Here is a 23,720-nt window from a genome sequence, read left to right on the forward strand (position 1 = left end):
TCTATACAAGCACATCAGGAGGATGCCCCAATGGCGAAAACCGTCCTAGTCATCAATTCGGGTTCAAGCTCGATCAAGTACCAGCTGGTCGATCTGGAGACCAGCCAGAGCTTGGCCTCGGGTCTGGTCGAGAAGATCGGCGAGCCCACCGACGGCCATTACAAGCACGAGGTCAACGGCGAGAAGCATGAGCTTGAGGAGCCCATCCACGATCATGAGGTCGGGCTCAAGCGTGTCCTGGGCTTCTTCAAGGAGTATGGCCCTGATCTGGACAAGGCCGGCATCATCGCCGTAGGCCACCGTGTCGTCCAGGGTGGAGCCATCTTCCCCAAGCCTGCCCTCCTGACGCAGAAGACCCTGAGCCAGGTCAAGGATCTGGCCGTGCTGGCCCCCCTTCACAACGGGCCCGAGGCCGAGGGCGCCGAGGTCATGAGCCGGCTGATGCCGCAGACCCCGCAGGTCTTCGTCTTCGATTCCTCCTTCTTCTTCGAACTGCCCAAGAAGGCCTCCACCTACGCCCTCAACAAGGACATCGCCAAGCAGTACCACATCCGTCGCTACGGCGCCCACGGCACCAGCCACCAGTATGTGGGCCAGCTGGTTCCCGGCCTGCTGGGCAAGCCTGCAGAGGGCCTGCGGCAGATCGTACTGCACATCGGCAACGGTGCTTCCGCTTCGGCGCAGGTCTCCGGGCATCCGGTCGAGACCTCCATGGGCCTGACCCCTCTGGAGGGTCTGGTCATGGGCGGCCGCACCGGCGACATCGACCCGGCCGTTGTCTTCCACCTGATCCGCAACGCCCACATGAGCGTGGATGAGCTGGACACCCTCTTCAACAAGCGTTCCGGCATGACCGGCCTGACCGGCCATGGCGACATGCGTGAGGTCCATAAGCTGATCGCCGAGGGCGATGAGGACGCCAAGCTGGCCCTGGACATATACGTTCACCGCATCGTCGGCTACATCGGCAACTACACGGCCCAGATGGGCGGCCTGGATGCCATTACCTTTACGGCAGGCGTGGGCGAGAACGACGAAATCGTGCGTCGCCGGGTGATCGAGCAGCTGGAGCCTTTCGGCGTGAAGCTGGACCAGGAGAAGAACGACCAGCGCTCCAAGGAGGCCCGGATCATCTCCACCCCCGACAGCACGGTAGCCGTCTGCGTCATCCCCACCAACGAGGAACTCTCCATCGCCCGTCAGGCCGAGGTCGTCGCCAGCCAGGGCGATGCCTACGGCAACAAGTTCCAGGCCTGACCGCTGACTTTACTTATCCTCTCAATCTCACTAATGGTTGAAGGATGGATGATTGTGATTGAGTCTTGGTTCTAAGAAGTTGGTCTTAAGAACGAAGAAGGTCGGTGACCACAGTAATGTATATGGTCACCGACCTTCTTGTATATGTCAATCCCCCAGGGCCGCCAAGGCCTCCTTGTGCAGAAGACCATTGCTGGCAAGACCATTGCCACCCCAGGGACCCGGGTTGCCCGCCAGGTCAGTAAAGCTGCCACCGGCTTCGGTCACGATGGGAACCAGCGCACCCATGTCATAGAGGTCAAGTTCCGGCTCGGCCGCCAGGTCAATGGCTCCCTGGGCCAGGAGCATATACTGCCAGAAGTCGCCGAAACCACGCAGGCGCCAGATCCGATCGGTCAAGTCAAGAAGCCGCTCCCGACGTCCTATGGCCTTCCACCCAGTCAGCGACGATATGGACATGGATGCGTCTTCCATCCGGTTCACATTTGATACGTGGATGGCCTTGGGGGCTTCGCCCTGGCGAGCCATGTAGGCTCCCTGACCCCGCGCGGCGTACCAGCGGGTACCCAACATGGGAGCCGAGACCGCACCAACCACTATCTGGTGGTCTGCCTCCAAGCCGATCAGGGTCGCCCAGACGGGGACTCCGCGCACATAGTTCTTGGTCCCGTCAATCGGATCGACGATCCACCGTCTGCCGTTGGACTCCTGCTTTCCCAGCTCCTCGGCATAGATGGTATCGTTGGGCCTTGCTCGGGCCAAAACACGACGAATCACTGCCTCCGCCTCTTTGTCTGCCTGGGTGACCGGGGTATTGTCCGGCTTGCGTTCCACCTTAAGATCTGGCGACTTGAAGTAACCCACGGTGACCTGATCGGCCTGGTCGGCCATGGCGATGGCCAGATCCAGATCCTCCTGCCAGGTCTGCCTTTCATCCTCGATGCTCATAACACGGCTCCTTTCGCTCGAATCGCTGTAGCTCAGCCTTGAACTTCGCCTGCCAGCATTCGCTTCCACATACCCGGGAAGTCAGGCATGGTCTTGGCCGTGGTACCGATGTTGCGCACCCGGATGCCGGGTATCTTAAGACCAATCATGGCGGCGAAAGTAGCCATGCGATGGTCGGCATAGGTCTCCATGACAGCCTCATGCATACTATGCACAGGCATGGGCTCTATGGCCAGGCCATCGTCCAGCTCACTGGCCTGGCCGCCTATTCTGCTGATTTCGGTGGCCAGCGCCTTCAGTCGGTTGGTCTCATGACCACGCAGGTGGCCAATGCCGTGCAGGCGACTGGGCCCGTCCGCAAAAACCAGGATGGCTGCAATAGAGGGCACAATCTCCCCCGCGGGAGACAGATCGAAGTCGCCAAGTCCATGGATGGCTTCCCCGCTGGTCACCCTACAGGTGGCGCCACCCTGACCGTCGGGAACCATGTCTACCTTCGCGCCCATAGTCTTCAGATACCCGGGCAGCAAGCCACCTGGCTGTGTTGTCCGATCTGGCCAGTTGGGCACGCTGACTTGTCCGCCACCTATCAGGGCCGCTCCCAGGAAGGGGGCCGCATTCGACAGGTCGGGCTCCACCCGGACCCGATCGGGCAGCTGCGTCCCAGCAGATCCCCTGCCTTCAACACTCCACCTGCAACGGTCGAGATTGGCCTGAACCTGGACTCCGGCCTGACGCAGATCCTCAACAGTCATGGCGATGTGCGGAAGACTGGGAAGATGCTGGCCGGAGTGGACGATGGTCGTCGGGCCATCAGCCCTGGCCGCCAGCAGCAGGAGGCCGGAAATGAACTGCGAGGATGCCGAGGAGTCTATGGTCACCTCTCCGCCCACCAGGCGGTCCGGCGGTGTGAGCACAAAGGGCAGGAAACCTTCCTGGCCCAGGTAATCTATCTTGGCTCCCAACTGGGTCAGGCCGTCCAACAGGGGCCTCATAGGTCGCCGATAGGCCTGCTGGTCCCCGTCGAAGTGTGTGGGACCATCAGCCAGCATGGCCAGACCCGGCACGAAACGCATAACGGTTCCAGCCAGTCCGCATTCTACCCGGGCGCCGCCACGGAAACGTCCGCCTGCCGGTGGAGCAACTGCCACTTCTGTGGGACTGTTCGGGTCAACCCGACAGCTCACGCCAAGGGCCTCCAGAGCCTGAATCATCAGGTCCGTATCACGCGACCTGAGCAGACCAGTCAGCCTGACGGGTCGACTTCCCAAGGCCGCCAGAATCAGATACCTGTTCGAGAGGGACTTGCTCCCTGGTATAGTCACCGTTGCATCCAAGGGGCCACCCGCCTGCGGCGCCGCCCATGTCTCTTCCACTGTCATGGTCACCATGGTAACCGCAGGCGCAGAGCTGTTCCCACTCCCTGTTCACCCGCCAAGGGTCCAGCGGGGACCTGGCCCTGTGCTATATTGATACATTGTGCTCATACGTTGATACTTATGAGCGCCGGGCTATAGCGCAGCTTGGTAGCGCGCCTGCTTTGGGTGCAGGATGTCGCCGGTTCAAATCCGGCTAGCCCGACTTTTGCTTTCGTCCCATTTCGGGAGTCGGATCCTTGGCATTCATGCCCAGCAATCCTGTAAGGAGAATCGTAAGAGCCAGAAGGCCCGTCAGACTCGCATAAATCGACATGGTGATGGCGATGCCGACCAGATTTCCCAGCGTTAGAAAAATCATCTGCCCCAGAGGCGCCCCTATCATCATGACAGTCTGTACCACTCCCATAGTTGCAGCCAGGTGGTCCTCGCCCACTGTGCTGATGAGCATGGTCATGAACCGGGGGTTGATCTTGCCCAAAAGATAGTTCATGACCAGGAGCGGGAGGAACAGCAGGGCAGGCATGTGCAGCCATACCAGGTTGATCCCTACCATGGCGGCTGCGGCCATGACTCCGGTCAGCAAATGGGCCATGGACAGCCGCCTGAGCGGATCTGCGGCAAGGAGTGCGCCAAGGATAAGTCCCAGCGAGGAGATGCCGTTGATTACGGCTATGGTTGTGCCGTAGCTTCCCCACCAGACCTCGGGCATGGAAATCAGCCCCAGATTGAGCAGGGGCTGCAGAGCCGTCCCCAGAAGGTTGACCAGACAGCCGAAGCCCACCATCAGGACCATGAATGTAGAGCTGCGGAACTCCCCCAAGGCCATACGGAGACTGGAAGACAGGCCCACATGCTTGCCCACAGGTGAACCATTGCCTGTGACCTCCGCCCTGGCGAATGCCTTATAGCCAATGGCCACCAAAATTCCCGCCAGCAGAAAGGTGGCAGCATTGATCAGCGCGAATACAGCGAATCTGTTGCCCAGGATAGCGATCAACACCGCACCTCCGCCTGCACTGATGACAGCCGCGACATTGGATGCAGCGGAGGTGATTGAGGTCGCCTGATGGAGCTGGCCTGGCTGGACCAGGTGTTTGAGGACCGGCATCCACAGACTTCCTGCATATCCCTCCAACATGGAAGATGTCATGTCCATGCCTACCAGCAGCAGAAAGACGGGCAAACTCTTGGACCTGCCGATTGTCATGGCCATAGCCAGGTAAATACACACCTGAATCAGCTTGATCACAACTTGCATCCGCGTCTTGTGCGCGGTCCTGTCGGCCAGGTATCCGGTCAGGATGGCCGTCAGAGCTGGAGCCACCCAGGCAATTGAGGCTACGGAGACGGCCAGTCCGGCAAAGGGCATGGTCTGGGCATAGACAATGAAGACGATGTTGAAGAGCTCGCCTCCGACCGTATTCAACAGACTGGCCAGAACCATGGTCACGAAAGGCTTGTTCTTCAGAAGTTCCTGCATGGTCGGCAGCCGTTCAGGGCAGTTCGATCTTCATGAGGGTCCGATGAAGCAGCCACCAAGCCGGCAGGGAAGCCAGGAAGATGATCAAAAGCACCAGCACCGACAGCAGCGGGGAGAGGGAGAGCAGGTTGCCCACCACAGCGTCCAGCAGGAGCAGGACCCCAAACATGATGGGCAGCGAACGCTTCCAGAAGCCTATAGAGAGGGCGATGCCAACCAACCCCACCAGTCCGGCAAGGCTGGTAACCAGCATGAGGAGAACCAGTTCAAGCAGACTGCCTGGCGAGCCCGTTCCAAGCGAACCCACAAGACGGTCGATTAGTAGCATGACGGTCAGGGTGATGGCCGTCCCAGCCAAGTAGGAGAGCGCAGTGAAGAGGCCGACGAAGATCAACTTGGCCAGCAGGATTCGGCTTCGCGATATGGGGAATGAGAGGGTGAGCGCCAGGTTCCTCCCCATATAGGGCTCAATGAAGACCAGGTTGCAGAGGGCAGCAGCCACCAGGGAGAAGCCCACCAGAAGGATGACCATGGCCATCTGCAGCACGAAGGCCAGGCTTGACAACCGAGGATCTGACCGTCCGCTAGTATGGCCAATGGCCAGGAACATGCCTCCGATGGCCAAGGCTGCGGCCACTACTGCCAGCCCTCCGAAGATGCAGGGCCATAGCCTGGTCTTTTTCAGTTCTAATTTCAGCAGCGTCTTCATATCAGCCCTCCATGGCCTTGACCAGGGTTCGCTCGGCGACCTCCTGGCCCTGATTGAGGAGCTCCGGCACGCTGGCCCGCAGGCTGACTCTGCCGTCCGCCACGACCATCACGTGGTCGGCCGTGCGCAACACTTCGGAGAGAATGTGGCTGGAAAAGAGGATTGCACTCCCCTGAGCTGCCAGGCTGCGCAGGCTATCTCGCAGCTGTCCGATGGCCACAGGATCCAATCCGTTGAGCGGCTCATCCAGTAGGTAAAGGTCAGGATGATGGCCCATGCACCTGGCCAGGGCCAGCCTCTGCCTCATGCCCATGGAATACCTGCCGACAGGCGTGGCTGAATCGGCGGCCAAACCGACCTTGTCCAAAAGTTGGCTGATCCCGGTAGGCTCGGCATCCCTATGCTCCCGGTCTGCCAATGCCAGGTAGGTCAGGTCAATCTCAAGATTCTCCCTAGCGCTGAGGGACTCATAAAAGACCGGCTCGTTGATGAACACTCCCATCCTGGCCAGATTGCCCGGGTAGTCTTCGCTCAGAGGCCTCCCCAGAAAACAGACTCTGCCGCCGACAGGCCTCTGCATTCCAGTCAGAATCTTCAACAGCGTGGACTTGCCAGCCCCGTTGGCACCTAGCAAGCCCAGAATCTCGCCCTGCTCCAATGACAGGTCCAGCCCAGCCAGCACCTCCCTGCCTTCAAACACTTGGACAATTCCGTCTGCCTTCAGCACCTGCATAAAACTCCTTTCAAAAATACCGATGGTATGTTTGGTGGAAACAAAAACCATTACTCGTTGAGTGCCCGAATCTTGCTAGTAGACAGAGCCCTTTTGACCTTAAGATATCTATCGGCTCTAAGAGACCCCTTGATCCTGATTCTTGTCAGATTCCTCTTGCGTGGACTCCCCGCTGGTGGCAGTCAAAGGATTGCTCTTCAGATGTGCGTGCAAATGCACGGCCGCACGAATAACCCGATCATCGACGACAGGTGCCCCGATCCCCTTGAGCATATCGGCCAACAGAGTGAACTTGGAAACCACTTGGTCCCGAGTCATGGTCGAGAACCGGATCCCTATCCACATGTTGAGCAGGATATAGAGCACCTGGGCCAAATCCTCGGGATTGCAAGGGGCAATGGAGCCGTCCTCCACGCCTTCTCGAACGTAGGGGGTGATCACGTCCACAATCCTGTCCATGGATTTCAAGTACATCTCCCCGACCATGCGGGGGCTCTTCAACAGGGTTCTGGCTGAAAAGGTCACATCGAGACGCGAGTAAGCCGACAAGGAAGCAATCAGCTCGTTGCGCAGTTTGTCAAGGCCAGTTTTTCCGGGCCATTCCCCCAGCCAGTCCCCCTGGGATGAGGACGAAGCCATACGCTCGGTGACCGCATGGAAAATGGCCGTCTTGGAAGGAAAATGGTAGTAGACAGCTCCCTTGGTCATACCGCCCAGACCATCGACGATGTCTTGGATGCTGGTCCCGTCGTAGCCCTTTTCCAGGAAGAGCCGCTGGGCTACATCAAGGATCTGATTGCGATGCCCTTCTGGATCCTTCGGCGTACCCATATGGCGCTCCCTCCTTGTCAATGCATCGATGTCTAACCATCCTGGCCCGACGATCTCTTCTGACAGGAAGCTATCATACCACTGGTATGTTATGTCTACCTATTCATAGCACTTGCCAACTCGACATTAATTCTTCTGCAGGCGACGGATGGCCTCATGCTGAATGGCCACCACTGCCTTGGCATCGGCGACTCCCGCTGCACAAAGCTCCTGCCAGGAGACCCAGGCCGACTGGATATGCTCGCCCGGGTCGAAGTCGGTGGATCCTTGATGCCAGCGACGCAGATGCAGGACCACGATGTGGCCAAGCTCGTCGCTCATCCCCAGAGAGGAGTAGACATCGGGAGCAGCATCGATCCAACCGTCCTCCGGATCCAGGTGGCTTTCTGAGCCCGGCGCACCCTCAGGCCCGGGAACCAGACCCGTCTCCTCACGCAGCTCGCGCAGGACGGCCTTGACCGGGCTCTCCCCCGGGTCGATGAAGCCGGCTGGCAGGCCGAATACGTAGGCCTGGGCGCCCACCCGGTACTCGCGGGTCAGCAGATAGGCATCGGAAGCGCAGTCGTGCACCAGCATGACCACACAAGGGGCGTGACGGATAAGCTGCCGGTCGATGGTTTCCTTGGAACCATCACGCCGGAACATGGCCACCTGCTGCTGGTCAATAACGAATATCGGGCCCCGGAAGACCTCCCTGTCATCCACCAGCTCGGGGGCGCGGGTCATGTCGATGCCCTTGGGCCCCTGGCCATCCCGGTCTGCCAGTCTGGCGGCCAATCGTGCCTGCAGATCCTGCGCTTCATCGCTCATGAAATCACTCCTCCTCAACCATCAATCCTCAGCCGTCAACGCACCACCATGGTCCAGGGATCGGTGACGATGGACGAAACCCCCACCTGCGGGCGAACACTGGTAGCCGTCTCCAGGGCCCTGGCAATGTCTCCCTTGGCGTAGCGGAACCAGAGGCTCTCAATTGCCGAGTGCGGGGTGTTGATCAGCATGGGTCTGGGCTGATTGGGCTGACCGGCCATCTGGGCCTCATAGAGGGCTTGCTGGTAGGCATCCGTGGCAGGGTGATGGCGCAAATCGCTGGTGATGTAGACATCGGCCCCCGTGGACCGGACCAGGTCGAATTCGGAGTCCCCTGAGCCGGGCAGCAGGGCGACTGTGGAGACCATGGCCTCGGACGGACCGACCGCCTGAACACCCAGAGCCGTCCTGGGCAGGAGGCCCGCCACGGCATGGACCAGATCCTCAAATGGTACGGGCCTCGGAAGCCGGCCCCAACGACCCAGGCCTACCTGAATTCCCTGATCGGCGTGCAGGTCACGGTTTGAGAGCGGCTGAGGGGCCAGTGGTCGTGCATCCTGCAGGTCCAGGGCATCGGCAGCCGCCTGGGCCACACCACGGTAGGCGGCATCAGCGTTGGTATGCCCCACCCAGAGCCCGCAGTGGCCCTCGATCAGCCTGGTTATCATGTCCCCCCGGAAGTCCAGGCCGGAGACCTGGTGGACCGACCTGAAGAAGAGCGGATGATGGGTGATCAGCAGGTCGGCCTTGTGATCCAGAGCCTCCTGAACCACATCGGGCCGAGGGTCCACAGCGCACCAGATCCGCCTGACCGGCCAGGACGGATCCCCCGCCACCAGGCCTGGATGGTCCCAGTCCTCCGCGTAGTCCAGAGGATAGAGTCCCTCAAGCAGATCAACCACCTGGCCCAGGGGCACCGAAGACCTCTGAACCTCATTCTGTTCATCAGGCATGACGATCCCTCCTCGGATCCTGCTGGGCCCAGTCCACTCCATGTCAGGTCAGTGAGCAGCCAGCTCCCAGTCCTGGCCGATGCCGGTGGACACGTCCAGGGGCACGGCCAATTCAACGGCATGTTCCATGGAATCCTTGACCAGCTTAGTGGCCTTGTCAGTCTCTCCGGGAGCGATCTCCACCAGCAGTTCATCGTGGATCTGCAGGGAGATGCGGCTCTTCAGCCCCTGGTCGGACAAGGCACGGCTGGCCTTGATCATGGCGATCTTCATGATGTCGGCAGCCGACCCCTGGATGGGCGCATTCAGAGCGGCCCTCTCGGCGGCCTCACGGGTGGGACGCCGCTTGGAGCGCAGCCCAGGGAAGTAGCGCCGCCGCCCGAACATGGTCTCGGTGTAGCCCTTCTCCCGGGCATCGGCCACCAGGGACTCCAAGTACTCATGGACCTTGCCAAAGGTGGCGAAGTACTTGGCGCGCAGCACATCAGCCGCGGCCGGACTGATCTTGAGCTGCTGGGCCAGGCCATAGGTGCTCAGTCCATAGGCCAGGCCGTAGCTCATGGCCTTCACATGGGAGCGCTGGTCCCCGGTGACCTCCTCCATGGGGATGTCGTAGACCAGGCTGGCCACGTACCGGTGGAAGTCGGCACCCGACTTGAAGGCGTCGATCAGGGCCTGGTCCCCGGAAAGGTGGGCCATGATCCGCAGCTCCACCTGGGAGTAGTCCGAAGAGAGCAACGCCTCATACCCGCTGCCAGGCACGAAGGCCGAACGGATCTCACGGCCCCGGGCATCCCGGTTGGGGATGTTCTGCAGGTTGGGATCGACCGAGCTCAGCCGACCAGTGGCGGCCACGGTCTGCTCGTAGGTGGTGTGCAGCCGCCCATCCCGGGGGTTGACGGCCTCTCGCAGGGTCTGCACGATCTGTTTGAGCTTGTTGGTCTCCCTGTGTTTGAGCAGGGCGCCCAGGAAGTCGTTGGCCCGCTCGTTGTTGACTGATTTGATGTAGAGATCCTGCAGGACCGAGACGTTGGTCGAATAGGACCCGGTCTTGGTCCTGTGGGTGGGCACCAGGCCCATGTCATCGAAGAGCACCTTGCTCAGCTGCTTGGGGCTCTGCAGGTTGACACGGCTGCCGGCCCTATCCCAGGCGATTTCCTGAGCCTGGCGGGCCTCGGCGGCGAACCGGTCGTGCATATCCTTCAGGCGGGCATCGTCCACCTTGGCGCCCTCGGTCTCCATCTGCGCCAGGACTGCGGAGGTGGGCAGCTCTATAGTGCGCAGCAGGCCGTATTGGTGGCGCTCGTCCATCAACTCCTGCAGACGCTCGGAGACCATCATGACGTACTGCGCCTGGCGAAGGATCCGAGTCCCACGCCTACGTTCGTCCTCATCCTCTCGCCCGTCCAGGGCCAGGGCTCCCTGTGTGGCCTCGGGCTCCTCCTCTATGGGGATGGCCAGGAAATGGGCGACGGCCTGTTCCAGATTGTCGGCATGGAAATCAGGCTCAGCCAGATAGCCTGCCAGCTTGGTGTCGAACAGGGGCAGGGGCATGTGCAGCCCCTGGCTCTCCAGGAAGTGCAGATGCTCCTTGTAGCCGTGGACCACGCAGGTGCCGATCCGCTGGTCAATCAGCTCCTGGATGGCCACACGCATGTCTTCGTCAATGTCTTCCGCCATGAGGACCAGACCGTGGCCATCCATGGCGAGAATGGACAACTCCTCCAGGCCGTAGTCGCCGTGCTTGGCCCAGCCGATGGCGTGAAGTACCCAGTGCTCCTTCATGGCCTCACTGCAACGCATGGCATTCTGGTCGGTGTCGCCGATGTCCTTGATCTTGTCCAGGGAATCGGCCATGGCCTTGACATGGTCCGCCGAGCGCCGACAAAGGGCCTTATCCGGCAGATGCCTCTCACACCAGTCCCGCAGCTGGTCGGCGGAATCCGCCTTATCGCGCTCAGGCTGGGTGAACTCCTCCTGCTTGTTGCTGACATCGACCAGTGCCGAGGCTGAAGAGTAGTCATAATCGGCGACCGTGTTGAATCCGCGTAGGATCTTCTTGCGGGTCTGCGGTCCGAACTGCAACTGCTCGAATATGGGCAGGACCTGATCTGTATGGATGGTGCCGAAACGCAGGTCCTCCACCTTCACGCCCAGGTCCAGGTCGCGTACCAGAGCGTTGACCTTCCGGTTGAGCCGCACCTGGTCGGCGTTCTCCGCCAGGGCCTGACCCTTCTTGCCGCCGATCTCGTCGGCGTGCTCCAGAATGGAATCCAACGATCCGTACTTGTTGATCCACTTGGCGGCATAGCCGTCGCCCACGCCCGGCACACCAGGAATGTTGTCGGCTCCCTCGCCGCGCATGGCGGCCAGATCCGGATACTGCTGCGGGGTCACCTTGTAGCGGTCCATGATGGCCTGGGGCGTCATGTGCTTGAGGTTCTTGAAATGGTGGCCCGGGTAGAGCACGGTGATCTCGTCGTCCACCAGCTGGAAGGCATCCCTGTCCCCGGACAGGACCAGGGTCTTGAACCCTGCCTGCTCCCCCATGGTGGCCAGTGTGCCGATGATGTCGTCGCCCTCATAGCCGGGTTTTTCAATATAGGTGATGCCCAGGCCCTTGAGCAGGTCCTGGATCAGGGGTAGCTGGGTCAGCAGTTCCTTGGGGGCGGCTTCACGGGTACCCTTGTACTGGGGCAGCATGGTGTTGCGGAAGGTGCCGCCCTTGACATCAAAGGCCACGCCCATATGGGTGGGCTTCTCCTTGGCCATGACATCCGCCAGCATGGTGGCAAAGCCCCATACCGCGTTGGTGGGCTGCCCGGTCGAGGTGGTGAAACTTTCGACGGGAAGGGCATAGAAGGCCCGGAAGGCCAGCGAATGTCCATCGACGACCAGCAGGGTGCGGCCGTCCTTGTCCTGCTTCTTCGTCTGGTCTTCCATAGGCGGGCTAACGGTCGTTCTGGTTGGCCACGTTGTTGATGACCACGTCGGCCACCTCCTGCATGGTCAGCCTGCGGTCCATGGAGGTCTTCTGAATCCAGCGGAAGGCCTCGGACTCGGTCATGCCCATGCTCTCCATGAGCAGCCCCTTGGCCCGGTCCACCCGCTTACGGGCCTCGAAACGGGCCTTCATGTCGGTGACCTCGTCCTTCAGGGCGTTGATCTGGTCAAAGCGGGAGATGGCCACCTCAAGGGCCGGAAGCAGCTTTTCCGGAGCGAAGGGCTTGACCACGTAGGCCATGGCTCCGGCATCGGCCGCCTTCTCGACCAGGCTTTGCTGGGAGAACGCCGTCAGCATAACCACCGGGGCCAGATTCTCCTTGCCGATCTCAGTGGCGGCGGTAATGCCGTCGGTGCCGGGCATCTTCACATCCATAACGACTACATCGGGTCTCAGCTCGCGGGTCAGATCAATGGCCTCCTGGCCGCTGGCCGCCTGGCCGACCACGTCATAGCCGGCATCCTCGAGAGCTTCGACGGTATCGAGCCTGATCAAAGCCTCATCCTCCGCCACAACCACGGTCCGCCCCTCGGGAGAATCGCTGCGGTTCTTACTCTCTGAAGCCACTTTCAACCTCGTTTCCTGAAAGTCCATCCGAGCTTCACCGGAAATCGATGAGGGACGGCTGGGGTTCGCTTTATCGTGCCCCCGGTGAGACTCGAACTCACACTGCACGGATTTTGAGGCCGTTTCCTCTACCAATTGGGATACGGGGGCTTTTCATCACCACAGAGAATCTACCATACTTTGGCGACGACGCAAGGTTATTCGTGTTGAATCTGCCCTAGAATGAAGACAGTTATGTATACAGGCACATCAGCAGTCGAAGGAGAGCATGATGACCACTCATATCTATCGACGGTTCGATCCTTGGCGCACCTCCCCCGTCCAGGAGAAGGCCCGCAAGCAAATTATGGACAGCCACTACTTCAGCGTCGACAGGGTCACCTTTGAATCCAGTGACAATCAGACCTTCGACCGCAGCATCGTCAGCGAGAAGCACGGAGACACCATCGCGGTCCTGGCCATCACCGACGACGGAAGGATACCCCTGGTCGAGCAGTACCGACTCCCAACTCACCGTTGGACCCTTGAGCTGCCGGCCGGCCATCCGCTCAACGACAAGGAGGCCCCCATCGATGTCGCCACCAGACGACTGCGCGAGGAGGCCGGATACAAGGCTGCCTCCTTCAACCAGTTCGCCAGGTTCATCAACACCCCCAGCTTCTCCACGCAGCACACCACCCTCTTCTATGCCGAGGGCCTGACCCCGGTCCAACCTGCCAGCCTGGCACCGGAGACCCCCCACCAGAATGTGCGGCTCTTCACCGTGGACGAGGCCTATGACATGGTGATCGCAGGGACCATTCTGGATGCCAAAACCACCATCGCCATCCTGCGGGCCAAGATTGGACTGTCGGACCTGCACTGAGGCAAGAACCCTCGCATAGCGAACCGGTGGCCTCTCCCTGCCTTGGCAGGCGGGAAAGACCACCGGTTCCTTGCTCTATCAGTGCCGAATGAACCTGACGGCCACCTGCCCGGCTGACTCAGTCGACAGCCAGGCGGCAGTCCGGAGAATCAGTCGTTGGCACCAACCGTATGCACGTAGATGCAGTCGGTGTTTCCTGGCTCATACTCGCCCTGGGCGCTGCTGAGCACCACCAGGCAGTCGCCGTCGGAGACCTTGCCCTGCTTCTTCAGGGTGGCGTCCACGAAGGCCATGAGACCCGCGCGGTTGAAGTCGTGGTAGTCCTGCTCGCACATGAAAGCCTCGGTGCCCCAGCTCAGGGCCAGCCAATGATAGGTGTGCTCATCGGTGGTCAGCGCATAGATGGGGGCGGCCGGACGCTCACGGGAGACGCGGTGCACGGTGTTGCCGGTCTGGGTGAAGGCCACGATGGCCTTGGCGTTGATCTTGTCGGCCAAATCCACAGCGGCGGAGGAGACGGCACCGGAGTTGGACATGTCCAGGTCGTGCATATCCGGGATGCGGTCGAACCCGTGGGTGGTGGCGTACTCGGAAATCCGGGCCATGGTGGAGACCGTGGTGTCGGGGTAGTCGCCCACGGCGGTCTCGTTGGAGGTCATGGTGGCATCGGCACCGTCCAGGACGGCGTTGGCGCAGTCGGAGGCCTCGGCGCGGCTGGGGATGGGCGAATGAACCATGGAGCCCAGGACCTCAGTGGCGACGATGACCGGCTTGGCATACTGACGGGCCAGTTCGATGCAGCGCTTGGTCACCAGGGGGACCTGCTCGAAGGGCATCTCCACGGCCATGTCACCACGGGCCACCATGATGCCGTCGAAGGCCTTCACGATCTCCTCCAGGTTCTCAACCGCCTGGGGCTTCTCGATCTTGGCCACGATGGGAATGCGGCGACCCTCCTCGTCCATGATCTCATGAGCGCGGTCGATGTCAGTGGCGAAGCGGACGAAGGACATGGCGATGATGTCGGCGCCGGTGCGGATACCCCAGCGCAGGTCCTCCTCATCCTTGGGGGTCAGTGCCGGCAGGCTCACGGCCACGCCGGGCAGGTTGATGCCCTTGTGGGAGGAGACCGGACCAGCCACGACCACCTTGGTGTGGACCTGGTTGCCCTCGACCTTGGTGACCTCCAGACGGACCTTGCCGTCATCGATCAGGATGGGATCGCCGGGGTGGCAATCCCCGGGCAGACCTTTGAAGGTGGTGGAGGTCATGTGCTCGTCACCCTCGACATCGTCGGTGGTGATGGTGAACTCCTGGCCCTCCTTGAGGATGACCTTGTCCTCGCCCTGCTCGTTCTTCTTGAACCAGCCACAACGAATCTTGGGACCCTGCAGATCGACCAGGGCCGCCACGTTGCGTCCGGTCTCCTTGCTGGCCTGACGCACGTTGTTGTAAACCTTGAGGTGATCTTCGGGGGTGCCGTGGGACCGGTTGAGCCTGGCCACATCCATGCCGGCCTTGACCAGCTTGGTGATGTTTTCCAGCGACTCCGAAGCCGGCCCGATGGTATCGACGATCTTGGCTTTGCGCATATGCTACCTGCCTGTTCTTTTTCTTACTTACCGTTCTATTGTACAGACTCAGGCCGCAGGGAACCACTATTTCCCGTTAGCGCTAACAACCCTTGTGCTTCAACGCTTCCCTTATTGCTTTGCTCCCTGGGGAGCGGCTGCAGAGGACATATGGCGGCTCTTGAGCACCGAAGCCAGGGCCGCGATGCCCACGGCCAAAACGATGACGAGCAGAGATGCCCAGGTCGGTATTTCCGGCACTGCTTCCAGGGGCCGCCCGCCGTTGATGAAGGGCAGCGTGTTGCCGTGCAGAGCCTCCATGATCAGCTTGACCCCGATGAAGGCCAGGACCACGGCCAGCCCCAGGGGCAGATACTCCAGCTTGTCCAGCAGGGATCCCAGCAGGAAGTAGAGCTGCTGAAGGCCCAACAGGGCGAAGACATTGGAGGTGAAGACGATGAAGGGGTCCTTGGTCAGTCCGAAGATGGCCGGAATGGAGTCAAAGGCGAACATGACATCGGTGGTGCCGATGGCCAGAAAGACCACCAGCATGGGCGTGAAGTAGCGCTTGCCCTCAAAGGTGGTCCGCAGGCGCTCACCGTCGTAGTGGCTGGTGATGGGGATGACCCGACGCAGGACCCTGATCAGCCCGTTCTCGTGGTACTCCTCCTGCTTGCCTCGGCTGGAGACCATGTTCCAGGCGGTGTAAAGCAGGAAGAAGCCGAAGATGAAAAAGACCCATGTGAAGCGGGTGATCAGCGCCGTTCCAGCCAGGATGAAGACCCCGCGCAACAGCAGGGCGATGGTGATGCCGACGCTGAGCACATAGCGCTGAAGCCGCAGGGGTACGGCAAAATTGCCCATGATGATGACGAAGACAAAGAGGTTGTCGATGCTGAGCGAGTACTCAGTCAGCCAGCCCGAGTAGAACTCGATGGCCGGCTTGGAACCTGCCACCTTCCAGATCAGCGCCCCGAAAATCAGGGCCATGACCACAAAGAAGCCGATGTGCCTCACGCATTCGCCGGTCGAAGGGACGTGCGGCCGCCGTCCGATCACCAAAAGATCGACCACGAAGAAGACGGCCAGTACAACCAGGCTCACAACCATGAACGGCAGAGGTGTTTCGGACATATCACCTGACTTTAGCGGCAAGATATGACGTGCTCATCTGCCCCCTCTGCATATCAGAACACCCTCACAGAGAGTTGTCTGCTGGTCCGGCCTGTGATGACTTGCCTCGCATCACAGGCCCGCAACATGCATGGTCGGGGTTGGGACCACCGGCCAAAGGCCAGACTTACTTTTTGGCCTCGGTCATCTGTCGCAGCTCTTTCTTCAGGTCCTTGATTTCGTCGCGCAGACGGGCTGCGAGCTCGAACTGCAGCTGTTGCGCAGCCGTGTGCATCTGGTCGCTCAGCTGACGGATCAGGTCGGCAAGGTCCTGCGCCGGCAGACCGGCCTGGAGGATCTCCTGATGCCGCTTGTCGGCCTCCTCCTTGTCGTAGAGGGGCACGCCCAGGTGGGAGTTGCCGGCCTTGTTGGCATTGCGGTAGCCGCCCGCCAGCAGGGTCTGGGTGTCCACATCCTCCTTGGCCAGCATGTCGTTGACATCACTGATCTTCTTGATCAACGGCTTGGGGTCCACCCCATGCTCCTTGTTATAGGCTATCTGCTTGGCACGGCGACGGTTGGTCTCGCTGATGGCCTTCTCCATGGAGTCGGTGACCTCATCCGCGTACATGATGACCTTGCCGGACACGTTCCTGGCCGCACGGCCGATGGTCTGGATCAGGGAACGGTAGGAACGCAGGAAGCCCTCCTTGTCCGCATCCAGTATGGCCACCAGGGAGACCTCGGGCAAGTCCAGCCCTTCACGCAGGAGGTTGATGCCCACGATGACGTCGATCTTGCCCTCGCGCAGCTCCCGCAGGAGCTCCACCCGCCGCAGGGTGTCCACATCCGAGTGCAGATACTCCACCTTGATGTCGCGCTCCAGCAGGTAGTCGGTCAGGTCCTCGGCCATCTTCTTGGTCAGCGTGGTCACCAGAACCCGCTCGTGACGGGCCACCCGGGCCTTGATCTCGTCCAGGAGGTCGTCCACCTGGCCCTTGACAGGCCTGACCTCCACCTCGGGATCCAGCAGACCGGTGGGGCGGATGACCTGCTCCACCACCCCGTCTGACAGACCCATCTCATAGTCGCCGGGTGTTGCCGACAGGTAGACGGTCTGGCCCACCTTGTCCAGAAACTCGGGCCACTTCAGCGGACGGTTGTCCATGGCCGAGGGCAGACGGAAGCCGTGCTCGACCAGGGTCCGCTTGCGGCTGGCATCCCCCTCGTACATGGCTCCGATCTGGGGAACGGTCACATGGGACTCGTCGATGACCAGCAGGAAGTCGTCGGGGAAGAAGTCCAGCAGGGTGTGGGGCGGCGTCCCGGGCTCGCGCCCGTCGAAATGGCGGGAGTAGTTCTCCACTCCCGAGCAGGTGCCGATCTGGGTGAGCATCTCCAGGTCGTAGGTGGTGCGCATGGTCAGCCTCTGGGCCTCCAGCTCCTTGCCCTGCTTGCGCAGCTGGCCCACACGCCAGTCCAGCTCCTCCTTGATGGTCTTCAGGGCGCGCTCCATCCGCTCGGGACCGGCCACATAGTGGGAGGCGGGGAAGATGTGCACGGAGGTCTCGTGGGCTATCTCGTCCCCGGTCAGCGGGTGCAGGGTGGAGATGCGGTCGATCTCGTCGCCGAAGAACTCGATGCGGACGGCCAGCTCCTCATAGACGGGGATAATCTCGACCGTGTCGCCGCGCACGCGGAAGGTGCCTCGGGTGAAGGCGATGTCGTTGCGCTTGTACTGCATGTCCACGAACTTGCGCAGCAGGTCGTCCCGGTTGATCCGGTCCCCCTCGTGCAGGAAGAGCATGCGCCCGGCGTACTCCTCGGGTGTGCCCAAGCCGTAGATGCAGGAGACGGTGGCCACCACCACGCAGTCGCGCCTGGTCAGCAGGTTGGCCGTTGCGGCGTGCCGGAGCCGCTCCACATCGTCGTTGATGTTGGAGTCCTTCTCAATATAGGTATCCGTCTGGGGGATGTAGGCCTCGGGCTGGTAGTAGTCGTAGTAGGAGACGAAGTAGGAGACCGCGTTGTCGGGCATGAGCTCGCGGAACTCGGCGCAGAGCTGGGCCGCCAGGGTCTTGTTGGGTTCCAGAATCAGGGTGGGCCGCTGCAGGCGCTCGATCAGCCAGGCCGTGGTCGCGGTCTTGCCGGTGCCGGTGGCGCCCATGAGCACCACGTCGTTCTCGCCGTTCTCGATCCGCGTGGCCAGTTCCTCGATGGCCTCTGGCTGGTCGCCGGAGGGCTTATAGGGGGACTTGACCACGAAGGGCTTGTCGGTCCGCTCAATGTTGAACCCCATGAAACTCCCTTCCAGGATGCGTCATTCGCCCAAGGCCCCTCAGTCGCTGTGCGAGGATCCCCGGGCCAAGGATTTCAGCTCTTCATATATTCTATCAACAGACTCGAACATTTGTTCGATAGGCTGGGACCCGTCCACCAGCAGATCGGCCTGAGCGCGTCGCGAACTGCTGCTGGTCTGGGAACCGATACGCTCAACAGCCTGGCTTTCAGTCATATGCCGCTGATTCACCATACGCGCAATCCTCACCTGGCTTGGTGCCTCCACCAGCAGCACCCTGTCGAAATGAAAGGGAATGGCCGACCCAACCTCGGTCAGCAGGGGCACCTCATGGACCACCACCTCGGAACCCTCCAGCCAGGGCTGCTCGGCCTTGGAAGCCAGGTCATAGACCAGCGGATGGATGATCTCGTCCAGGTCCCTGCGATCCCGGTCGGCCGTCGGCCCGCCGAAGACCCTTGCCGCCAAGGCTGACCTGTCCACACCACCATGACCGTCCCCGCAGTCCGAACCGAAGCGCTCCAGGACCGGTCCCACGCCGGGTCCGCCCGGGACGATGACCTCATGGGAGAGCCGGTCGTAGTCGATGACCCTGGCCCCGTCCTGGGCCAGCCGAGCCGCCACCGTGCTCTTGCCAGCCGCTATTCCGCCGGTCAATCCCACACGTATCATCCCGACCTCCCGCATATACCTTATGGCAGCAGATACAAATGGAGGGGCCCGACCGAGGCCGGACCCCTCCATTCACCGCTTGATGCTCACTTCTTTTCCTTGAGCAGCTGCTCGCGCAGAGCGGCCAGCTGGTCGTCGGAGGCCAAAGTGCCCTCGGAGCTGGACTCCGAGCTGTAGTTGGTGGTCTCCTCGGAGCTCTGACGACGAGAGCGCGAACCGGAGGCGGGCGCCTGGGAGGACCGGCTGTCCTCGGCGGCCGAAGCCTCGGCGTTCTCCAGCTCCTTGGCCACGAAGGCCTTGTGCTGCTCCCAGAGGTCGTGGGCGGCCGCATACTGGGACTCCCACTCCTCCCGCTGCTTCTCGTAGCCGGCGATCCACTCGTTGCTCTCGGGGTCGAAGCCCTCGGGGTACTTGTAGTTGCCCTCCTCGTCGTACTCGGCGGGCATGCCGTAGATGGCCGGATCGAAGTCCTCGGAGGTCGGATCGACGGAGTCGTCGGCCTGCTTGAGGGACAGGGAGATACGGCGGCGATCCAGGTCGACGTCGATGACCTTGACGAAGATCTCCTCGCCCTGCTTGACCACGGTCTCGGGGTTCTCCACGTGGCGGTTGGCCAGCTCGGAGATGTGGACCAGGCCCTCGATGCCGTCCTCGACGGAGACGAAGACGCCGAACTGCACGATCTTGGTGACCTTGCCCTTGACGATCTGTCCGGGCACGTGAGTCCGGGCGAAGCGCTGCCAGGGGTCTTCCTGGGTGGCCTTGAGGGACAGCGAGATGCGCTCGCGGTCCATATCGACATCCAGCACCTCGACGGTGACCTTGTCGCCCACCTTGACGACCTCGCTGGGGTGATCGATGTGCTTCCAGGAGAGCTCGGAGACGTGGATCAGGCCGTCCACACCGCCCAGGTCGACGAAGGCGCCGAAGTTGACGATGGAACTGACCGTGCCCTCGCGGATCTGGCCCTTCTTGAGCTGGGCCATGAAGGTCTCGCGCACCTCGGACTGGGTCTCCTCCAGGTACTGGCGGCGGGAGAGGACCACGTTGTTGCGGTTCTTGTCCAGCTCCAGGATCTTGGCCTTGATCTTCTGCCCGATGTAGGGAGACAGGTCGCGTACGCGGCGCATCTCGACCAGGGATGCGGGCAGGAAGCCACGCAGGCCGATGTCGACGATGAGTCCGCCCTTGACGGCCTCGATGACGGTGCCCTCAACGACGCCGTCAGCCTCCTTGATCTTCTCGATGTCGCCCCAGGCGCGCTCGTACTGGGCGCGCTTCTTGGACAGGATCAGACGGCCTTCCTTGTCCTCCTTGGTGACGACCAAGGCCTCGATGGTGTCACCGACCTGGACCACATCGTCGGGATCGACATCCTTCTTGATGGAAAGCTCGCGGGAGGGAATCACGCCCTCGGTCTTGTAGCCGATGTCCAGCAAAACCTCGTCATGGTCGATCTTAACGACCGTCCCCTCGACCAGATCCCCATCGTCGAAGTTCTTGATGGTGGAATCGACTGCCTTGATGAAGTCTTCCTCGGACCCGATGTCATTGACCGCGACCTGGGGGACTTCCTTCTTGTTCTCTGCCATTAATTGAATTGTTTCTTGTATAGTTGGTGGATATTTTTTCCGTATTGAGTTATGCGTTCCCGCCGGCAGGCGCGAACATTCTCCATGATAGGAGACACCACGGTCATTGTCGCCGGGAGACCTCGGGCGTGTCGCAGGCAGGGATTCCGGCGGCCCGCTCGGCGGATTCGACCACATTGACCAGGAGCATGGCCCGGGTCATGGGCCCCACCCCGCCGGGATTGGGCGTGTAGGCGGCTGCAGACAGCCTGGCGGCCGGATCGATGTCGCCCTTGATCCGCCAGCGCCCCTCCTGCTGATCCCAGATCCGGGAGACGCCTACATCCATCAGGACGGCACCCTGGCGAACCTGGTCCGGGCCAACCAGCCCGGCTCGTCCCACGGCTGCGATGATCATGTCAGCCCTGCGCAGATGGGCATCGATATCCCTGGTGTGGGTATGGCAGAGGGTCACGGTGGCATCCACCCCGCGGTTGGTCAGGAGCAGTCCGATGGTGCGGCCCACGGTCAATCCCCGGCCCAGCACGCAGACCTCCTTGCCGGCCAGGTCAATCCCGTAATGGTCCAGCAGATACAGGATCCCCCGTGGGGTGCAGGGCAGTGGGGTCCGCACCCGGCCGTCGGTATGCAGGACCAGCTGGCCCAGGTTGTATGGATGCATGCCATCGGCGTCCTTGGCCGGATCGATACGATCGATGATCTCAGTGGGATCCACGCCCTCGGGCAAGGGCAGCTGGACGATGTAACCGGTGCAGTCGGGATCCTGGTTGAGCTGATCCACTGCAGCGAGAATCCGCTCCTTGCCGGCATCGGCGGGCAGATCAATCCTGATCGACCGGATGCCCACCTGGCCGCAGTCCCGATGCTTGCCCTCGACATATTTGAGCGAGCCGGGGTCCTCCCCCACCAGGATGGTACCCAGGCCGGGAGTGCGTCCCATGGCCGTCAGCTTCGCCACGCGAGCGCGCAGGTCCTCTTTGAGTTCCGCAGCCGCCGCCTTGCCGTCCAATTTCACTGCAGTCAATACATCTCCATCATTCAAGCGGGCGCAAACCCTTGTCGAAGTCGTCTGGGCCAGCCTAGCGCAGATTCCTCCCCGACCGGAAGCTCCGTCCAAGGGCCGGTACAGGAGGACTCGACTGCTGAAGTTGCGCGCTGTCCCCTCCCCAACAATAATGAGAATCATGCTCAATAAGAGCAGGTTCACCTTGTGAGCCCTTGCAGGAAAGGAAGCCATGGATATGGACACGGACAGCACATCCACGCAGGCCTGCATCGTCTTCGACCATGCCGCCATCCGCCGATCCGGGCGGCTGATCTGGTCGGAGGGGACCTTCACCATTCCTGCAGGGACCGTGACAGCCATCGTGGGCACCAACGGCACCGGCAAAACCAGTATGATGCAGGCAGAGCTTGGTCTACTCCCCCTGGATGCAGGAAGTCTGCAGGTCCTGGGGCAGCCGGCCGGCCAGGCCAACGACCGCATCGGCTACGTACCCCAGAGCTACACCTCTGACATCGACTCCAACCTGACGGCCGAGCAGTCCGTCCTGCTGGGGCTGACCGGCACCCGCTTCGGCATCCACCCCGTCACCCGGCAGGACCGCGAGCGCGCCGGAAAGGCCATGCGCTTCGTCGGTGTGGAGGACAGGGCCCACCTGCGCCTGTCCCAACTCTCCGGCGGCCTGCGACAGCGGGTGGCCATCGCCCAGGCCCTGGTCTGCGATCCTGACCTGCTCATGCTGGACGAGCCCCTGGCCAATCTGGACCTGGCCGGGCAGCGCGCCACCGTTCACCTGCTGGCCCAGCTCAACAGCCGTCTGGGCATGACCATCCAGGTGGTGGCCCATGACCTGAACATGCTGCTGCCTGTGCTCACCGGGGCGGTCTACCTGCTGGACGGGCATCCCCACTACGCCCGCATGGACGACGTACTGGACTCGGATCTGCTCACCCACCTCTACGGCACCAAGGTGGAGGTGGTCACCACTCCCCAGGGGGACATGTTCGTGGCCCCCGATATGGATGAGCCGATCGGACCCGTCCACAATCGCTACCAACCCAGCCAGGTGGCCCGCCTGCACGGGGCGGACCAGGAAAGGACCTCATGACAACACCAGTCTTCGACCCCCATTGGACGGAGATCCTCGCCGCCCCCTTCATGCGCAACGCCATGGTGGCCGGATTGTGCATCGCCGTGGCCGCCGGAGCCATGGGCTATTTCACCATTGCCAGGCACTCCACCTTCGCCGCCCATGCCCTGGCCCACATCGGTCTGCCAGGCGCCACAGGGGCCGTCCTGCTGGGGCTGCCGGTCTCTGCCGGCATGGGTCTGTTCGCCCTGGGCGGGGCGTTGGTCATCGGAGCCCTGGGCAAACGGGCCTCCCAGAGGGAGATCGCCACGGGCACGGTCCTGGCTTTCGCCACCGGTCTGGGACTCTTCTTCGCCAGGATGTCCAGCTCAGCCTCCCAGCAGATGCAGGCCATCCTCTTCGGATCCATCCTGACCATCACCCGGGGCCAGGTCGTCGGCTTCATAATCTTCGATGCAATCCTGCTGATCCTGCTGGCCCTGATCTACCGGCCCCTGCTTTTCAGCTCCCTGGATGAGCAGGTGGCCCAGGCCCGTGGCGTGCCCATCGGGCTGATGAACCTGACCTTCATGGCCATCATGGCCGGGGTCATCACCATCGCCGTGCCGGCAGTGGGAACCCTGCTCATCTTCGCCCTGGTCGTCACCCCGGCGGCCACGGCCAACATCCTGGTGGCCTCTCCCCTGCGGGCCATGCTCCTGTCGGGACTGATCTGCCTGGCTTCCATCTGGGGAGGCCTGGTGATTTCGGCCATGGTGCCAGCCCCTCCAAGCTTCGTCATCGTGACCCTGTCCACCCTCTTTTGGGCTCTGGCCAAGGGATGGGCCGCACTGCGCGCCTGATG

The 23,720-nt window shown here is 61.7% G+C and carries 20 protein-coding genes and 2 tRNA genes; 5 read left to right on the forward strand and 17 right to left on the reverse strand.

Annotated elements, in window-relative coordinates; genetic code table 11:
• Positions 1-30: 30 nt before the first annotated feature.
• On the forward strand, positions 31-1,257 hold the full coding sequence (locus H3S97_RS05935) for an acetate/propionate family kinase (protein ID WP_154313566.1): 1,227 nt from the start codon (positions 31-33) through the stop codon (positions 1,255-1,257).
• A gap of 147 nt (positions 1,258-1,404) precedes the next feature.
• Here the strand turns inward: H3S97_RS05935 and hisN are convergent, their stop codons facing one another.
• Complete coding sequence (gene hisN, locus H3S97_RS05940) at positions 1,405-2,205, reverse strand: histidinol-phosphatase (protein WP_198219953.1); 801 nt, start codon at positions 2,203-2,205, stop codon at positions 1,405-1,407.
• A 32-nt stretch (positions 2,206-2,237) separates the two neighbouring features.
• Positions 2,238-3,593 (reverse strand): 3-phosphoshikimate 1-carboxyvinyltransferase, encoded by a 1,356-nt coding sequence (aroA, locus tag H3S97_RS05945; RefSeq protein ID WP_408610436.1) that lies wholly within the window; start codon positions 3,591-3,593, stop codon positions 2,238-2,240.
• Between the two features lie 119 nt (positions 3,594-3,712).
• Between aroA and H3S97_RS05950 the strand changes: the two genes are divergently transcribed.
• Positions 3,713-3,786 (forward strand) — tRNA-Pro (locus H3S97_RS05950).
• Here the strand turns inward: H3S97_RS05950 and H3S97_RS05955 are convergent.
• The 9 genes from H3S97_RS05955 to H3S97_RS05995 form a co-directional block, all read right to left on the reverse strand.
• Complete coding sequence (locus H3S97_RS05955; protein WP_198219955.1) at positions 3,778-5,064, reverse strand: MFS transporter; 1,287 nt, start codon at positions 5,062-5,064, stop codon at positions 3,778-3,780. The two genes, H3S97_RS05950 and H3S97_RS05955, sit on opposite strands and share 9 nt — an antisense overlap.
• Before the next feature lie 13 nt (positions 5,065-5,077).
• A complete protein-coding gene (locus H3S97_RS05960; protein WP_198219956.1) occupies positions 5,078-5,773 on the reverse strand; it encodes an ABC transporter permease in 696 nt (231 codons plus the stop codon).
• A gap of 1 nt (position 5,774) precedes the next feature.
• Complete coding sequence (locus H3S97_RS05965; protein ID WP_198219957.1) at positions 5,775-6,506, reverse strand: ABC transporter ATP-binding protein; 732 nt, start codon at positions 6,504-6,506, stop codon at positions 5,775-5,777.
• A gap of 117 nt (positions 6,507-6,623) precedes the next feature.
• A complete protein-coding gene (locus tag H3S97_RS05970) occupies positions 6,624-7,337 on the reverse strand; it encodes a TetR/AcrR family transcriptional regulator (RefSeq protein ID WP_198219958.1) in 714 nt (237 codons plus the stop codon).
• A 126-nt stretch (positions 7,338-7,463) separates the two neighbouring features.
• A complete protein-coding gene (locus tag H3S97_RS05975; RefSeq protein ID WP_198219959.1) occupies positions 7,464-8,147 on the reverse strand; it encodes an NUDIX hydrolase in 684 nt (227 codons plus the stop codon).
• 35 nt (positions 8,148-8,182) lie between these two features.
• A complete protein-coding gene (locus H3S97_RS05980) occupies positions 8,183-9,100 on the reverse strand; it encodes a Nif3-like dinuclear metal center hexameric protein (protein ID WP_232356298.1) in 918 nt (305 codons plus the stop codon).
• Between the two features lie 48 nt (positions 9,101-9,148).
• Complete coding sequence (gene polA, locus H3S97_RS05985) at positions 9,149-12,043, reverse strand: DNA polymerase I (protein ID WP_198184350.1); 2,895 nt, start codon at positions 12,041-12,043, stop codon at positions 9,149-9,151.
• Positions 12,044-12,050: 7 nt separating this feature from the next.
• Positions 12,051-12,698, reverse strand: a complete 648-nt coding sequence (locus tag H3S97_RS05990) for an ANTAR domain-containing response regulator (RefSeq protein WP_015021953.1) — start codon at positions 12,696-12,698, stop codon at positions 12,051-12,053.
• Between the two features lie 49 nt (positions 12,699-12,747).
• A tRNA-Leu gene (locus H3S97_RS05995) sits at positions 12,748-12,821 on the reverse strand.
• 121 nt (positions 12,822-12,942) lie between these two features.
• Here H3S97_RS05995 and H3S97_RS06000 point away from each other — a divergent pair.
• Positions 12,943-13,536, forward strand: a complete 594-nt coding sequence (locus H3S97_RS06000; protein ID WP_198177861.1) for an NUDIX domain-containing protein — start codon at positions 12,943-12,945, stop codon at positions 13,534-13,536.
• A 149-nt stretch (positions 13,537-13,685) separates the two neighbouring features.
• Here the strand turns inward: H3S97_RS06000 and pyk are convergent, their stop codons facing one another.
• The 6 genes from pyk to H3S97_RS06030 form a co-directional block, all read right to left on the reverse strand.
• Complete coding sequence (pyk, locus tag H3S97_RS06005; RefSeq protein WP_045935465.1) at positions 13,686-15,128, reverse strand: pyruvate kinase; 1,443 nt, start codon at positions 15,126-15,128, stop codon at positions 13,686-13,688.
• Positions 15,129-15,239: 111 nt separating this feature from the next.
• The gene (locus H3S97_RS06010; protein WP_045935466.1) at positions 15,240-16,241 is read right to left on the reverse strand and encodes a TerC family protein; all 1,002 of its coding nucleotides are present in this window, start codon (positions 16,239-16,241) and stop codon (positions 15,240-15,242) included.
• Between the two features lie 166 nt (positions 16,242-16,407).
• Positions 16,408-18,519 carry an excinuclease ABC subunit UvrB gene (gene uvrB, locus H3S97_RS06015; protein ID WP_198219960.1) on the reverse strand — a complete coding sequence of 704 codons (2,112 nt, stop codon included), beginning with the start codon at positions 18,517-18,519 and terminating at the stop codon, positions 16,408-16,410.
• Positions 18,520-18,558: 39 nt separating this feature from the next.
• Complete coding sequence (gene coaE, locus H3S97_RS06020; RefSeq protein WP_232356299.1) at positions 18,559-19,206, reverse strand: dephospho-CoA kinase; 648 nt, start codon at positions 19,204-19,206, stop codon at positions 18,559-18,561.
• A gap of 71 nt (positions 19,207-19,277) precedes the next feature.
• Entirely contained in the window at positions 19,278-20,783 is a 1,506-nt protein-coding gene (gene rpsA / locus H3S97_RS06025) for a 30S ribosomal protein S1 (protein ID WP_198177695.1), read from the reverse strand.
• A 103-nt stretch (positions 20,784-20,886) separates the two neighbouring features.
• A complete protein-coding gene (locus H3S97_RS06030) occupies positions 20,887-21,807 on the reverse strand; it encodes a bifunctional methylenetetrahydrofolate dehydrogenase/methenyltetrahydrofolate cyclohydrolase (RefSeq protein ID WP_198219961.1) in 921 nt (306 codons plus the stop codon).
• 211 nt (positions 21,808-22,018) lie between these two features.
• Between H3S97_RS06030 and H3S97_RS06035 the strand changes: the two genes are divergently transcribed.
• Positions 22,019-22,894, forward strand: coding sequence for an ABC transporter ATP-binding protein (locus H3S97_RS06035; RefSeq protein WP_198219962.1), 876 nt, complete (start codon positions 22,019-22,021; stop codon positions 22,892-22,894).
• On the forward strand, positions 22,891-23,718 hold the full coding sequence (locus tag H3S97_RS06040) for a metal ABC transporter permease (RefSeq protein WP_045924561.1): 828 nt from the start codon (positions 22,891-22,893) through the stop codon (positions 23,716-23,718). The genes H3S97_RS06035 and H3S97_RS06040 overlap by 4 nt, the downstream gene beginning before the upstream one ends.
• Positions 23,719-23,720: the final 2 nt, after the last annotated feature.

Source organism: Bifidobacterium choladohabitans, assembly GCF_016102005.1.
GTDB classification, from domain to species: Bacteria; Actinomycetota; Actinomycetes; order Actinomycetales; family Bifidobacteriaceae; genus Bombiscardovia; species Bombiscardovia choladohabitans.